We start from the raw sequence: 12,381 nt of genomic DNA on the forward strand, positions 1-12,381 counted from the left end.
ATTTGATCCTTGACTTTAACACGCTACCTTGAGAGCAGGATTGCACGCGCTTCCGCAGGAGAATGATATGACTGAGACCGCCCGCACCACCATCGATGCTTCTGAAATCGAGCATTTTTCGCGTATTGCCGCGCAATGGTGGGACCCACAGGGTAAGTTCCGTCCGCTCCATAAATTCAATCCGACGCGCCTGACTTATATCAAGGAAAAGGTCTGCGAAAAGTTCAACCGCGACCCGAACAGCCCGCGCCCCTTTGAAGGCCTGCGCTTTCTCGATATCGGTTGCGGCGGTGGTCTGTTGTGTGAACCGATGTCGCGTCTCGGTGCAACAGTCATCGGTGCCGATGCTTCTGAGACCAATATCGAAGTCGCAAAAATCCATGCAGCCCAAAGCGGTGTGGACGTCGATTATCGCGCGACCACTGCGGAAGCGCTGGCTGAAGCGGGCGAGAAATTCGACGTCGTCCTCAACATGGAAGTGGTCGAACACGTTTCCGACGTTGACCTGTTCATGTCGAAGACCAGCGAAATGGTGAAACCGGGTGGACTGATGTTCGTCGCTACCATCAATCGCACGCTCAAGGCCTATGGCCTTGCGATCATTGGTGCGGAATATGTGCTGCGCTGGCTGCCACGCGGCACGCATCAATATGAAAAGCTGGTCCGCCCGGAAGAACTGGAAGCAGCCTTTTCAAAGGCTGGCCTTACCCTGATCGACAAGCTGGGCGTGACCTATAATCCGCTTGCCGACAGCTGGAGCCGCTCACGCGATACCGATGTAAACTACATGGTTCTCGCTGAACGGCCTGCTTAATACAGCAACTATTATCGTTTCTGAGCTTTTGTCGTCAGCGCCACACCAATGGCGATGACGACTGCACCTATCCATGTAAGCGGCGGATAGTTTTCCCCCAGGAACAGCGTGCCTGAAATCAGTCCGAGTGCCGCAGCCACATAACCGATCTGGCTCAGATAAACCGGACCACCCACCGCCTGTAACCGGAAGAAAAGCGCAAACATACCTGCCGCAGCGATCCCTTGCGCCACAGCAGTCGCGGGCGCCAGAGCGAGCGTTTCAATCTGGAAATTGCCGCTAAACAGCAAAATCCCGATAAACAGCATCAGGGCCGCCGCCAGATGACTGCCCGCAGCAAGCTCAGTCGGATCAGCATTTTTCGGCCAATCGATTGTGCGATAGACATTTCCCATCGCCAGAAACACAGGAATGAGAAGCGCCAAGCCGATCCACAGCGGATCGGCTGGCTTGCCCACTTCACCACGGGTCATCGCAACCATGATTGCGCCAATAAAGCCTACAACAATACCAGCAATACCCAACGCGTTGGGGCGTCGAAGGCCAAAGCCCATCGAAATCAGAAGCGTGATCACTGGCGATAGCGTGTACATGATTCCTGTGAACCCAGCACCAAGACGCGGGATTGCCGACAGAATCAGCAGATTGGGCAGCGCATAGGAAATCGCAGCTGTGCAGATGTAATAACGCAGCCTGCCACCCGCAAAGCCAATACGCCTTTTTCCCAAAAACATGACCAGCAACAGGATAATACCTGCACTCGCCGAAAACAGAAATGTCCAGATCGCGGGTGGAACACCTGCCTCAGCCGCAATCTTACCAAGCGGTAGAATAAGCCCCAGAAGCGTGCCGGTCGTCAGCAACAAAAATGGCGCAGAATCCATGAGTTTCATGCGCCTGATCTCCTACGCATCACAATTATCAACTAATTCTTATCTTCCGGAAAAACCGGCAATGGCATGACTTCAACACCATCTTCAAGCAACGAATGAACATCTTCCTTGGACGCTTCACCGTAAATCCCGCGCGCTTCCGTTTCACCGAAATGGATTTTACGCGCTTCCTCGGCAAATTGATCGCCAACATAATCAGCGTTCTCGCGCACCTTGCGGCTGAGCTCGCGCATTTGCTCAAGCACCTGCTTTTGCGCCTGATCCATAGCAATCGCCACCTGCTCTTTCGAACGGCTGGTAGAGACCGCAGGGGCCATTAGTGATTTCTGAATATCAGGCGAATTGCAAACAGGACAGGAGACGAGTTTTCGTTCCGACTGCCGGTCAAAATCGGCATTGTCGCGAAACCAGCCTTCAAATTCATGGCCGTGATCGCAATGAAGCGAAAAGCGGATCATAGATTATGCGTCCTGTTTCTCTTGGGCGACCTTCACCGAAAACTCGCGCGCATTCTTGAGGTTTGGCACTTTCGCACGTGCCGCAACGCTCTCCGCAACATCAATGTCAGCAATGATGACACCCGGCTCATCATGGGCGGCTTCTGCCAGAACTTTGCCCCATGGCGAAACGATCAGTGAATGACCATAAGTCTCGCGACCGTCTTCATGCACACCACCTTGCGCCGCTGAAATCAGGAATGCGCCATTTTCAATGGCACGCGCACGCTGCAAAACATGCCAGTGTGCCTCACCTGTCTGACGCGTGAAAGCGGCAGGCCCCGTGATTACATTTGCACCAGCCAAAGCCTGCGCACGGAAGAGCTGCGGAAAGCGAATATCATAACATACCGCCATGCCAACATTGGCAAAAGGCAGCTCCGCAATCACCGTTTCCTTGCCCGGCTCATAGGTTGCCGATTCGCGCCAGCTTTCGCCGTTGTCGAGATCGACATCAAACATATGCACCTTGTCATAAGTCGCGATCTTCTCACCCGATGGCGCGAAAATACCGCCACGATTGGCAATCTTGCCATCACCCGCTGCAATGGCTGTCGAACCGATATGCAGGAAAATGCCGTGCTTCTTTGCAAGCGCTGATGCGGCTTTAAAGACGAGGTCATCATTTTCATCACGCAGGCTTGCAAAAAGCGCTGCACGGTCGCGCATCAGCGCGCCCGTCATCTCAGGGGTTTGCACATATTGAGCACCTTTTGCCACAGCATCGGAAACCATTTTTTCCATCGCCTCAACATTGCGGGTCACATCGGTGCCTGAACGCATCTGGACGGCAGCAGCGCGAAAGGTGCTCATAAAAACCTCCCCTACCCTGATCTTAGTTCAGTTCGCCGGTCGCAAGCAGGCCGTCAAGCTTGCCTGCATTGTCGAGTGCGACAAGATCATCGCAACCGCCAACATGCACCGAGCCGACAAAAATCTGCGGGAAGGTATTACGGCCCGAACGTTCCTGCATTTCTGCACGCAGTTCCGGTGTAGCGCCCGCATTAATTTCGTTAAACTCAACGCCCTTGTTTTTGAGAAGGCTGACGGCACGGGTGCAATAAGGGCAGCCGGGACGGGTATAGATGGTAATATCGGTCATGAAAAACTCCATTCGTTGCCATCTATATAAGTAGCAAAACCACGATCTGGAAGCCCCTTATCACTTCACAAAGCTGTATTCAGGCGTCAGGCAGAACCCGGCTGAATGTGAGCACGTCAACGCTTTTTGCACCGCCACGCAGCAGCGCGCGCGTAGCAGCCTTGACCGTCGAACCCGTGGTATAGACATCATCGATCAACAACACCCGCCGCCCACGCACATGAATTTCATGCTCTTTGGGTACGCGAAACGCACCATCCACATTGCGCTTTCGCTCTTTTAGGCCCAGCCCAATTTGCTGATCAGTCCGCCGAATGCGCTTTACCGCCTGTGGAGCAAAAGGTTTGCTGCTTAATCGCGCCAGTGTACGTGCCAATTCCGCAGACTGATTAAATCGACGCGACCAGAACCGCCATTTGTGCAAAGGCACCGGCAGAATAACGTCACATTCGTCGAGCAATTCGCATCCAGCGCGCTGCATCCAGCGTGCCATCCACGGCGCAAGATCAGTGCGATCATGAAATTTCAGCGCGACCGCCATGCGCTGCGCTGCCCCCCGATGCAACACGGCAGAACGTAGACGCCGGAAAGGTGGCGGATCAGCAATCGCTTCTGCACTCATGAAGTTTTCACCAAAGTCATAGCTAAACGGAATGCCAAGCACCGGACAATAAGGCTTCTCGATAAAGCGCAGTTGCGACCAGCAGCGCGGGCATAGTGTTCCCGGCTCTGAAACCTGAATGCGACAACCGATACAGGTCGCTGGAAACAGAATATCGGCAGTCGAGCGCAAGCCGCAGCTTAGAGCGCCCAGCACACTTGCTTTCAGTCTCAACAACAAGCTTTGATGAGACCTCTCGTCATCAACCATTGCATTCGCCCCCGTTCGAATGCATCTACGCCTGTATCTATATTACCAACGCATATCCGAAAGAGAAGACGGAATCGCAATGGCCGCCCCTTCACCTGCCCAATCGTCTGAAAATGCGATCTTTGATCGCGACCTCCAGCTTACGTTTCGCCGCCGTGCCTTTAAACGCGCGATCCCGGGAGCAGACTTTATTTTGCAAAGGGCAGCAGAAGATCTTGAAGATCGGTTGGATGCAGTGACACGCCGTTTCCCGGTTGCAGTTGACCTCGCGGGGCATAATGGTCTTGCGGCGAGTACCATTGCCCGTTCTGGCAAAGCAGATATGATTTTGCGCATCGAACGCGATGCAACTTTTCTCAATGGCCCCTTCCCGGCAGTCGTTGCCGATGACGAAGCCCTGCCACTCAAGCCGCAAAGCGCTGATCTCATTGTTTCGCTGCTATCACTGCATTCAACCAACGATACTCCGGGTGCGATGATCCAGATTGCACGCGCATTGAAGCCCGACGGTTTGTTTCTGGCAGCACTCAGCGGCAACGGAACTTTGGGCGAATTACGCGAAAGCCTTTTGCAGGCAGAGGTCGAGCTAACAGGCGGCGCTTCGCCGCGTATCTTCCCATTTGCCGACGTGCGTGACGTCGGCGGGCTGTTGCAACGCGCTGGTTTTGCGCTTCCGGTCACAGACGTGGAAAATGTCACTGTGCGTTATGACAGCATTTTCAACCTGATAGCTGATCTGCGCGCCATGGGAATGCAAAATGTGCTGCGCGATCGTTCCCGCAAACCAGTTTCAAAGAAACTATTTCTCCGTGCAGCCGAAATCTATGCAGAGCGCTTCAGCGATCCGGATGGACGCATTCGCGCAAGTTTCTCGACTATCTGGCTGTCTGGCTGGGCACCGCACGAATCACAGCAAAAGCCATTGAAGCCCGGCTCTGCCAAAGCCTCATTGGCTGATGCGCTTAAAAAAGCAGAGTAAGCCGTTTAGCAGTCGCCCCTTTGAGTGCCGTCTACTTCGATCACACAGATTGGTCTTACGGGTGCCTTGCGCTCCGCATGAACATCCCGCTTGATTGATCCGGTCATCGTGCGATCAATGCCAGCTGGCAGAACCGATTGTGCCGCAAGCTTATTCGCCTGATCATTTAAAACCGGCACAATAATCAGTGCAAGAGCGACTGCGGCAGAGCCAAAAAGAAGCACGACGCGCAGGATGCCGCGACCCGCTTTCGAAAGTGGGCCCGGGGTGTATTCATTATGATCTGCGCTGAAATAATTATTATCAAAACTCATGAGGCTAACTCCGGAACACTTATCCCTGAGAATGCCGCAGTGGAGTGAATCATCGATTAACGCGGAAGGTTAACGGTCAAGGATTTGGGAACTATTTCGTAGCTTTCCACAGGCTCACAACAGATCGATCAAAAATGGGATCAGCGGCTCGTCTGCTGGCGGCATCGGATAATCCCGCATATCCTTCGGACGCACCCATTTCAGTGCTTGACCTTCCAGCCCCTGCGCCACACCTTCAAAGCGACGACAGACATAAAGCGGCATTAACAAATGGAAGTCATCATAGGTGTGGCTGGCAAAAGTCAGCGGCGCGAGACAGGCCACTTTCGTCGTAATACCAACCTCTTCCTGAAGCTCACGGATCAGGGTTTCTTCCGGCGTTTCACCAGCCTCAACCTTACCTCCGGGAAACTCCCAGAGACCAGCAAGCGACTTACCTTCTGGGCGCTGTGCCAACAGCACACGCCCGTCAGCATCGACCAGCGCACAGGCCGCAACCAAAACAATACGGCGCGATTTCACGTCAGTCATTTCTCATTACTTTCCCGATAAGCGTAGCGATAGGCTTCCTGAAAGCCGAAGCGCTTATAGAGCGCTAAACCAGCAACATTATCAGCTTCAATTTGCAGCCATGCGGTTTTTGCACCCAGCGATTTTGCCCATTTGAGCGTCGCACCGATCAAAGCCTTGCCGTGCCCCTTTTGACGCACTGCTGGCAAAGTTCCGACATCAAACAAACCGGCCATTGCACTATCCTGAACACAGAGCACATTGGATACGGCGCGATTACCTTCTTCGAGAACAAACATCCCCTTATTCGGGCGAATCCCGTCCAGCAATTCGGAGAAGCCCGGACGCAATTCTGTCGGGCGACCATGAATGGCAATCGACGCATCTACATAGCGGCCAATGTCTTTCAAAGGCGCTTCATCACGTTCAGCCGTAAGATCAAGAGCACTCAGATTGGCTGTCATAACGATCGTTTCATCGTGACGCTTCCAGCCAAGTCCTTCGAGATAATTCTCCAACTCAACAGGAGCCAGCGGCGAAAGCCTGAAACACGGAACCCGGCCATAGGTACGAAAGCGTTGTGATGCCTGCTCGACACGCGCCGGAATATCGCGCGTATCACCCGGATCGAGTGGGTTAACCGAGTTGAGACGCTTGGAGGGATGCGCAGCCGTCATGCGTATCGCCCATGTCCCGTCATAATGAACGGACGTGGCAGGCCATGCGCGAAAACCCACGGCTTCCAGCTGGCGAACGATAGCAAGATTGGACATGTTCAAACTCTCTTTAAACTTAACTACGGTAGTCGCCGTTGATCGCAACATATTCCTTTGTCAGATCGCAGGTCCAGACGGTCGCCTTACCCTTGCCGAGACCGAGATCAACGCGGATGAGAATATCTTCGCCCTTCATGTAAGCCGAGGTTGCTTCTTCTGAATAAGCCGGATCGCGCTGGCCCTGATGCGCCACGCGAATATCGCCAAACCAGATGGCGAGAAGATCGCGATCAGCCGGTTCTCCAGCCTTGCCAACAGCCATAACTACACGTCCCCAGTTTGCGTCTTCGCCAGCAACAGCGGTTTTGACCAGCGGCGAATTGGCGATTGAAAGTGCAATTTTCTTGGCTGAAGTGGCCGATTTCGCACCCGTCACTTCAACTTCGACCATTTTGCGGGCACCTTCACCGTCGCGAACGACCTGAAGTGCAAGTGATTTCAGAACACGGCCCAGCGCCTTCTTAAATTCGCCAAGACGTTTATCGGAAGCATCAGTGACTTCAAGCGCTCCGCGCTCTGTTGCCGCTCCGGTTGCAAACAGCATCAGCGTGTCAGATGTCGACGTGTCGCTATCGACAGTCACAGCATTGAATGTCGAGCCTACGCCTTTTGAAAGCAAGCTTTGCAGCACATCAGCCTTGATCGGCGCATCTGTAACGACGAAGGAAAGCATCGTCGCCATATCAGGCGCGATCATGCCCGCACCCTTCGAGATACCATTGATCGTTACCGGAACCTGTCCGAGCAGCACTGTTTCGGTCGCAACTTTCGGATAGGTATCGGTGGTCATGATCGCTTTAGCGGCTTCAGTCCAGAAATCATCGCTGGCAGTGTTTGCCATATCATCCAGAAGACCGGAGAACTTTGATGCATCAAGCGGTTCGCCAATCACACCTGTAGACGCAAGGAACACATCAGTCGTCTTGCAGCCAACAGCTTTGGCAGCGGCTTCGGCAGTCGCCTGCGTTGCTTCACGACCCTTAAGGCCGGTGAAAGCATTGGCATTACCGGAATTGACCACAACAGCACGCGCTTTGCCATGAACGAGATTCTGGCGGCAGAAATCCACCGGGGCGGACGGGCAGAGCGAACGGGTGAAAACCCCGGCTGCTTCCGCAGGCTTGTCAAACACCATCAGCATGACGTCCGTGCGGCCCTTATACTTGATACCGGCAGCAGCAGTTGCAATGCGGACGCCGTGAATGACCGGCATGGATGGGTAATGTTTTGGAGCAAGCGGGGATACGGTCGCAGACATGATTGCCTCTAGAGAAATGCGATTTGATTCTGCCGCATTGGAAAGGTTTGCCGTACAAAATCAAGTTATAAGTAAAGCATTTCCAGCAAAAGTGCGAAGCGGTTTTGCGCGGGATAATGCGGCTAAATAAAACGATCGGGCGGTTTCATAGTTTCATCTGTCTGATACCGCCCGATATCGGCATAAAAAAACGCCCCGCAATGCAGGGCGTTTTCATGCATTCAAAGCTTACTGCTGCGGGGCGGCGTCGGGTGCATCACCCTGTTCCTGCGCCGCTGCGGCTTCCTTCATCGCTTTATCGACGGCTGGATCCTTATACTCGATCTTCATGCCATCGCGCAGCTTCTTCACCATATCGACATAACGCTCACGCATGATGATCGAACGGATCTGCTCAGCCACCTGATCGAATGCTGGCGGCTGCTTGGTGCGGCGGTCTTCCAGCTGAATGACGTGGAAGCCAAACTGCGACTGCACAGGCTCCTTCGTGTATTCGCCCGGCTTCAATGCGAAAGCGGCCTTTTCAAATTCCGGAACCATCTGACCTTCGGAGAAGTAACCGAGATCGCCACCATTGGCAGCAGTGCCATCGGTCGAGCTTTCCTTGGCGAGATCTTCAAACTTCGCGCCACCTTCAAGCTTCTTGATGATCGCTTCGGCCTCTTCCTTGGTCTTCACGAGAATGTGACGCGCACGCACTTCTGTCTGTGGAGGAATAGCCGCGATTTCCTTGTCGTAACGACTACGAACATCCGCGTCCGAAATCTTGTCGACAACGGCATCTTTGAAATATTCGTTGTGGAGCGCGCGTTCACGCAGAAACTCCATGCGCTTCTTGAAATCGTCGCTCTGATCAAGCTTTTCCTTGGTTGCTTCACCAGCCATCGCCTTGATGTCGATGAGGGCTGCAAGAGCGGCCAGACGGCGCTGTTCAGCTGGAAGGCGAGCAAACTGTGGATCAAGATCGCCAGCGGCCTGATCGACTTCACCAACCGTGATGTCATTGCCGTTGACGGTAGCAAGAACCTTTGCCGGATCTTCGGAAGCGGCAGCAGACGTTGCGGCTTCAGCGGGTTTCGCTGCATCCTGCGCAAAAACAGCCGAACTGCTGAAACCAGCAAGCGCAACGGATGTCGCGAGAACGGCAAGAGCTTTGCGGGATGGGGCTTTGAAAAAGGCTTTCATATGAGATTCTCTCCTTCGAGACCGCCTACCGGCCCCATGAATGCGGCGGAATTTGGCCCGAAACCCGGATTATCCTTTAGAAAATACGAGCTTTCCGGCCTTTCGAGCAACATTGACATCGCTTGAAGCCCCTCTTATCTGTCCTTCAGCTTGACGTCCAGTAAGCGGCTGGGGAATTGCGTTGAAAATGCGCCGTATCTGGCAGCTTTCGACGCGCAGTTTTCTTGCATTTGTTTTAATACGCGTGAATAAAGCATTCGACAAAGCATGATCGGCAAAATTGCAATGTGGTTTTGCACTCGAAAATGCGAAAGAATTAAAGAGTTAGAGCCTTTTTAGAGTTTCGGTGAAATCGAAAAAGGCAATGGCGCCGGAAGCGCTTCCGGCTGAACGCACAGGAAAGGACCAGGAATGGTCAGCTTTGGCGGCCTCGCCCGCAAGATATTCGGTTCGTCCAACGACCGCCATGTGAAAACACTGCGCGCTCGTGCGGAACAGATTACTGCGCTTGAGAAGAATTACGCATCCCTTACCGACGAACAGCTTCAGGCAAAGACTGCGGAATTCCGCGCAGAACTCGCCCAGGGCAAGAAGCTCGACGCATTGCTTCCGGATGCTTTTGCAACCGCACGTGAAGCGGCAAAGCGCGTGCTTGGCATGCGTCCCTTCGACGTACAGCTCATCGGCGGTATGGTTCTTCATGAACGCGGCATTGCTGAAATGCGCACCGGTGAAGGCAAGACGCTGATGGCGACCTTGCCCGTGTACCTCAACGCGCTTGAAGGCAAGGGCGTGCATGTGGTGACGGTCAATGATTACCTCGCTACCCGCGACGCTGAAACCATGGGCAAGCTTTACAACTTCCTCGGTCTGACCGTGGGCGTGATCAAGCATGGCCTTGATGATGGTGAACGTCAGGCAGCCTACGCCTGTGACATCACCTACGCGACCAACAACGAACTCGGCTTCGATTATCTGCGCGATAATATGAAATATGAGCGCGGTCAGATGGTACAGCGCGGCCACAACTACGCCATCGTCGATGAAGTTGATTCGATCCTCATCGACGAAGCCCGTACGCCGCTGATTATCTCCGGTCCGTTGGAAGATCGCTCTGACTTCTACAACCTCATCGACACTTTCATTCCAGCGCTTGAGCCGGAAGATTTTGAAATCGATGAAAAGCAGAAGACAGCAATCTTCACCGAAGTCGGCACCGAAAAGGTTGAGCAGCTTCTCGACGCTGCCGGACACCTTAAGGGCGAAAGCCTTTACGACATTGAGAATGTCGCAGTTGTCCATCACCTGAACAACGCGCTTCGTGCGCATAAGCTGTTCCAGCGCGACAAGGATTACATCGTCCGCAACGACGAAATCGTCATTATCGACGAATTTACGGGACGTATGATGCCGGGTCGCCGCTTCTCGGAAGGCCTGCATCAGGCGCTGGAAGCGAAGGAACATGTGACAATCCAGCCTGAAAACCAGACGCTGGCTTCGATCACCTTCCAGAACTACTTCCGCATGTACACCAAGCTTTCCGGCATGACCGGTACAGCGTCTACGGAAGCAGAAGAATTCGGCAACATTTATGGTCTGAATGTTCTTGAAATCCCGACCAATCTGCCAGTTAAACGCCTTGACGAAGACGATGAAGTCTATCGTACTGTCGAAGAAAAATACAAAGCCATCGTGAAGGACATTCGCGCCTCCCATGAAAAGGGACAGCCTGTTCTGGTCGGCACGACGTCGATTGAAAAGTCGGAATTGCTTGCTGAGCGCCTGCGCAAAGATGGCATCAAGAATTTTCAGGTTCTCAATGCCCGTTATCACGAACAGGAAGCTTTCATTATCGCACAGGCCGGTGTTCCGGGTGCGGTGACCATCGCCACCAACATGGCGGGTCGCGGTACGGACATTCAGCTCGGCGGCAATCTTGAAATGCGCGTTCAAAACGAGCTCGCAGATGTTCCGGAAGGTCCAGAGCGCACAGCAAAGATCGCTGAGATCAAGGCCGACATCGCTAAGCTGAAAGAAAAAGCACTCGCAGCGGGTGGCCTTTACGTTCTCGCGACCGAGCGTCACGAAAGCCGCCGTATCGACAACCAGCTACGCGGTCGTTCGGGTCGTCAAGGCGATCCGGGCCGTTCAAAGTTCTTCCTGTCGCTTCAAGATGATCTGATGCGCATCTTCGGCTCCGACCGTATGGACGGCATGCTGCAGAAGCTGGGCCTCAAGGAAGACGAAGCTATCGTTCACCCATGGATCAACAAGGCGCTTGAAAAGGCGCAAACCAAGGTTGAAGCGCGTAACTTCGAAATCCGTAAGAACCTTCTCAAATATGACGACGTGATGAATGATCAGCGTAAGGTGATCTTCGAGCAACGTCTTGAAATCATGGACGACGAAGACCTCACCGACACCGTGACCGAAATGCGTCACGAAGTGATCGAGGACATGGTTGCGCTTCGTATTCCCAAAGATGCTTACGCAGAAAAATGGGAAATTGCCGCCCTCAAGGACGACATTCTCACCAAGCTCAACCTTGCGTTGCCAGTTGACGAATGGGCCAAGGAAGAAGGCATCGCCGAAGAAGAGTTTGAAGCCCGCATCAAGGAAGCCGCCGACAAGGCAGCCGCCGAGAAAGCAGAACGCTTCGGTCCGCAGATCATGACTTACATCGAAAAGTCAGTGATCATGCAGTCGCTCGACAATCTCTGGCGCGAACATCTGGTCAATCTTGACCACCTGCGTTCGGTCGTTGGTTTCCGTGGCTATGCGCAGCGCGATCCGCTTAACGAATACAAGACCGAAGGTTTTGAGCTGTTTCAGGCTCTGCTCGCCAACTTGCGCGAAGTGGTCATTACACAGTTGATGCGTGTTGAAATCGTTCGTGAAGCTCCGGCTGAGCCAGAACTTCCGCCAATGACCGGCGTTCATATCGACGGCACCACTGGCGAAAATGACTTTGACGAAAATGCTTGGGCCCAACACCAGCAGGATGAGCGCATCATCCCCGCTTCTGAACGGGACCCCACTGATCCTAAAACATGGGGCAAAGTGAGCCGCAACGAATCCTGCCCTTGCGGGTCTGGCAAGAAATACAAGCATTGCCACGGCGCATTTGAATAAGCGCTGACAACAATCTAGCTTACCTGAAAACCCGGCGCGCAATCGCCGGG

Annotated in this window: 13 protein-coding genes; 3 read left to right on the plus strand and 10 right to left on the minus strand. The window is 53.6% G+C overall.

What is annotated here, in order from left to right; all coding sequences use genetic code 11:
* Positions 1–67: 67 nt before the first annotated feature.
* Positions 68–814, plus strand: a complete 747-nt coding sequence (ubiG, locus tag U2P60_RS08420) for a bifunctional 2-polyprenyl-6-hydroxyphenol methylase/3-demethylubiquinol 3-O-methyltransferase UbiG (protein ID WP_313827337.1) — start codon at positions 68–70, stop codon at positions 812–814.
* Positions 815–825: 11 nt separating this feature from the next.
* Here ubiG and U2P60_RS08425 read toward each other — a convergent pair whose 3' ends face one another.
* The 5 genes from U2P60_RS08425 to U2P60_RS08445 form a co-directional block, all read right to left on the minus strand.
* On the minus strand, positions 826–1,707 hold the full coding sequence (locus U2P60_RS08425; RefSeq protein ID WP_413572198.1) for a DMT family transporter: 882 nt from the start codon (positions 1,705–1,707) through the stop codon (positions 826–828).
* Between the two features lie 32 nt (positions 1,708–1,739).
* The gene (locus U2P60_RS08430) at positions 1,740–2,165 is read right to left on the minus strand and encodes a DUF1178 family protein (RefSeq protein ID WP_250041645.1); all 426 of its coding nucleotides are present in this window, start codon (positions 2,163–2,165) and stop codon (positions 1,740–1,742) included.
* A 3-nt stretch (positions 2,166–2,168) separates the two neighbouring features.
* Positions 2,169–3,017 carry a carbon-nitrogen hydrolase family protein gene (locus U2P60_RS08435; protein ID WP_413572200.1) on the minus strand — a complete coding sequence of 283 codons (849 nt, stop codon included), beginning with the start codon at positions 3,015–3,017 and terminating at the stop codon, positions 2,169–2,171.
* Between the two features lie 22 nt (positions 3,018–3,039).
* Positions 3,040–3,306 (minus strand): glutaredoxin 3, encoded by a 267-nt coding sequence (gene grxC / locus U2P60_RS08440; RefSeq protein ID WP_313827341.1) that lies wholly within the window; start codon positions 3,304–3,306, stop codon positions 3,040–3,042.
* Between the two features lie 79 nt (positions 3,307–3,385).
* The gene (locus U2P60_RS08445) at positions 3,386–4,177 is read right to left on the minus strand and encodes a ComF family protein (RefSeq protein ID WP_413572202.1); all 792 of its coding nucleotides are present in this window, start codon (positions 4,175–4,177) and stop codon (positions 3,386–3,388) included.
* Between the two features lie 79 nt (positions 4,178–4,256).
* Here U2P60_RS08445 and U2P60_RS08450 point away from each other — a divergent pair, with 79 nt between their 5' ends.
* Positions 4,257–5,156 carry a methyltransferase domain-containing protein gene (locus U2P60_RS08450; protein WP_413572204.1) on the plus strand — a complete coding sequence of 300 codons (900 nt, stop codon included), beginning with the start codon at positions 4,257–4,259 and terminating at the stop codon, positions 5,154–5,156.
* Positions 5,157–5,161: 5 nt separating this feature from the next.
* On the opposite strand, the gene U2P60_RS08455 is transcribed toward U2P60_RS08450, so the two are convergent.
* From U2P60_RS08455 to U2P60_RS08475, 5 genes are all read right to left on the minus strand, one after another.
* Complete coding sequence (locus tag U2P60_RS08455) at positions 5,162–5,470, minus strand: hypothetical protein (protein ID WP_313827344.1); 309 nt, start codon at positions 5,468–5,470, stop codon at positions 5,162–5,164.
* A gap of 114 nt (positions 5,471–5,584) precedes the next feature.
* Entirely contained in the window at positions 5,585–6,001 is a 417-nt protein-coding gene (gene mutT, locus U2P60_RS08460; protein WP_313827345.1) for an 8-oxo-dGTP diphosphatase MutT, read from the minus strand.
* Positions 5,998–6,753: a GNAT family N-acetyltransferase gene (locus tag U2P60_RS08465; protein WP_413572205.1), complete on the minus strand. Its 756-nt coding sequence runs from the start codon at positions 6,751–6,753 to the stop codon at positions 5,998–6,000. The genes mutT and U2P60_RS08465 overlap by 4 nt, the downstream gene beginning before the upstream one ends.
* Positions 6,754–6,772: 19 nt before the next feature.
* A complete protein-coding gene (gene argJ, locus U2P60_RS08470) occupies positions 6,773–8,014 on the minus strand; it encodes a bifunctional glutamate N-acetyltransferase/amino-acid acetyltransferase ArgJ (protein ID WP_413572206.1) in 1,242 nt (413 codons plus the stop codon).
* A gap of 228 nt (positions 8,015–8,242) precedes the next feature.
* On the minus strand, positions 8,243–9,199 hold the full coding sequence (locus U2P60_RS08475) for a peptidylprolyl isomerase (protein ID WP_313827348.1): 957 nt from the start codon (positions 9,197–9,199) through the stop codon (positions 8,243–8,245).
* 411 nt (positions 9,200–9,610) lie between these two features.
* Here U2P60_RS08475 and secA point away from each other — a divergent pair, with 411 nt between their 5' ends.
* Complete coding sequence (gene secA / locus U2P60_RS08480) at positions 9,611–12,331, plus strand: preprotein translocase subunit SecA (protein ID WP_413572207.1); 2,721 nt, start codon at positions 9,611–9,613, stop codon at positions 12,329–12,331.
* Positions 12,332–12,381: the final 50 nt, after the last annotated feature.

It is taken from the genome of Brucella sp. H1_1004 (assembly GCF_047308065.1).
In the GTDB taxonomy this organism is placed as follows: Bacteria; Pseudomonadota; Alphaproteobacteria; order Rhizobiales; family Rhizobiaceae; genus Brucella; species Brucella pseudogrignonensis_B.

What these genes read in the sequence shown, in the direction of transcription:
- ubiG (WP_313827337.1), top strand. Translation starts at nt 68, where the DNA reads ATGACTGAGACCGCCCGCACCACCATCGATGCTTCTGAAATCGAGCAT.
- U2P60_RS08425 (WP_413572198.1), bottom strand. Translation starts at nt 1,707, where the DNA reads ATGAAACTCATGGATTCTGCGCCATTTTTGTTGCTGACGACCGGCACG.
- U2P60_RS08430 (WP_250041645.1), bottom strand. Translation starts at nt 2,165, where the DNA reads ATGATCCGCTTTTCGCTTCATTGCGATCACGGCCATGAATTTGAAGGC.
- U2P60_RS08435 (WP_413572200.1), bottom strand. Translation starts at nt 3,017, where the DNA reads ATGAGCACCTTTCGCGCTGCTGCCGTCCAGATGCGTTCAGGCACCGAT.
- grxC (WP_313827341.1), bottom strand. Translation starts at nt 3,306, where the DNA reads ATGACCGATATTACCATCTATACCCGTCCCGGCTGCCCTTATTGCACC.
- U2P60_RS08445 (WP_413572202.1), bottom strand. Translation starts at nt 4,177, where the DNA reads ATGGTTGATGACGAGAGGTCTCATCAAAGCTTGTTGTTGAGACTGAAA.
- U2P60_RS08450 (WP_413572204.1), top strand. Translation starts at nt 4,257, where the DNA reads ATGGCCGCCCCTTCACCTGCCCAATCGTCTGAAAATGCGATCTTTGAT.
- U2P60_RS08455 (WP_313827344.1), bottom strand. Translation starts at nt 5,470, where the DNA reads ATGAGTTTTGATAATAATTATTTCAGCGCAGATCATAATGAATACACC.
- mutT (WP_313827345.1), bottom strand. Translation starts at nt 6,001, where the DNA reads ATGACTGACGTGAAATCGCGCCGTATTGTTTTGGTTGCGGCCTGTGCG.
- U2P60_RS08465 (WP_413572205.1), bottom strand. Translation starts at nt 6,753, where the DNA reads ATGTCCAATCTTGCTATCGTTCGCCAGCTGGAAGCCGTGGGTTTTCGC.
- argJ (WP_413572206.1), bottom strand. Translation starts at nt 8,014, where the DNA reads ATGTCTGCGACCGTATCCCCGCTTGCTCCAAAACATTACCCATCCATG.
- U2P60_RS08475 (WP_313827348.1), bottom strand. Translation starts at nt 9,199, where the DNA reads ATGAAAGCCTTTTTCAAAGCCCCATCCCGCAAAGCTCTTGCCGTTCTC.
- secA (WP_413572207.1), top strand. Translation starts at nt 9,611, where the DNA reads ATGGTCAGCTTTGGCGGCCTCGCCCGCAAGATATTCGGTTCGTCCAAC.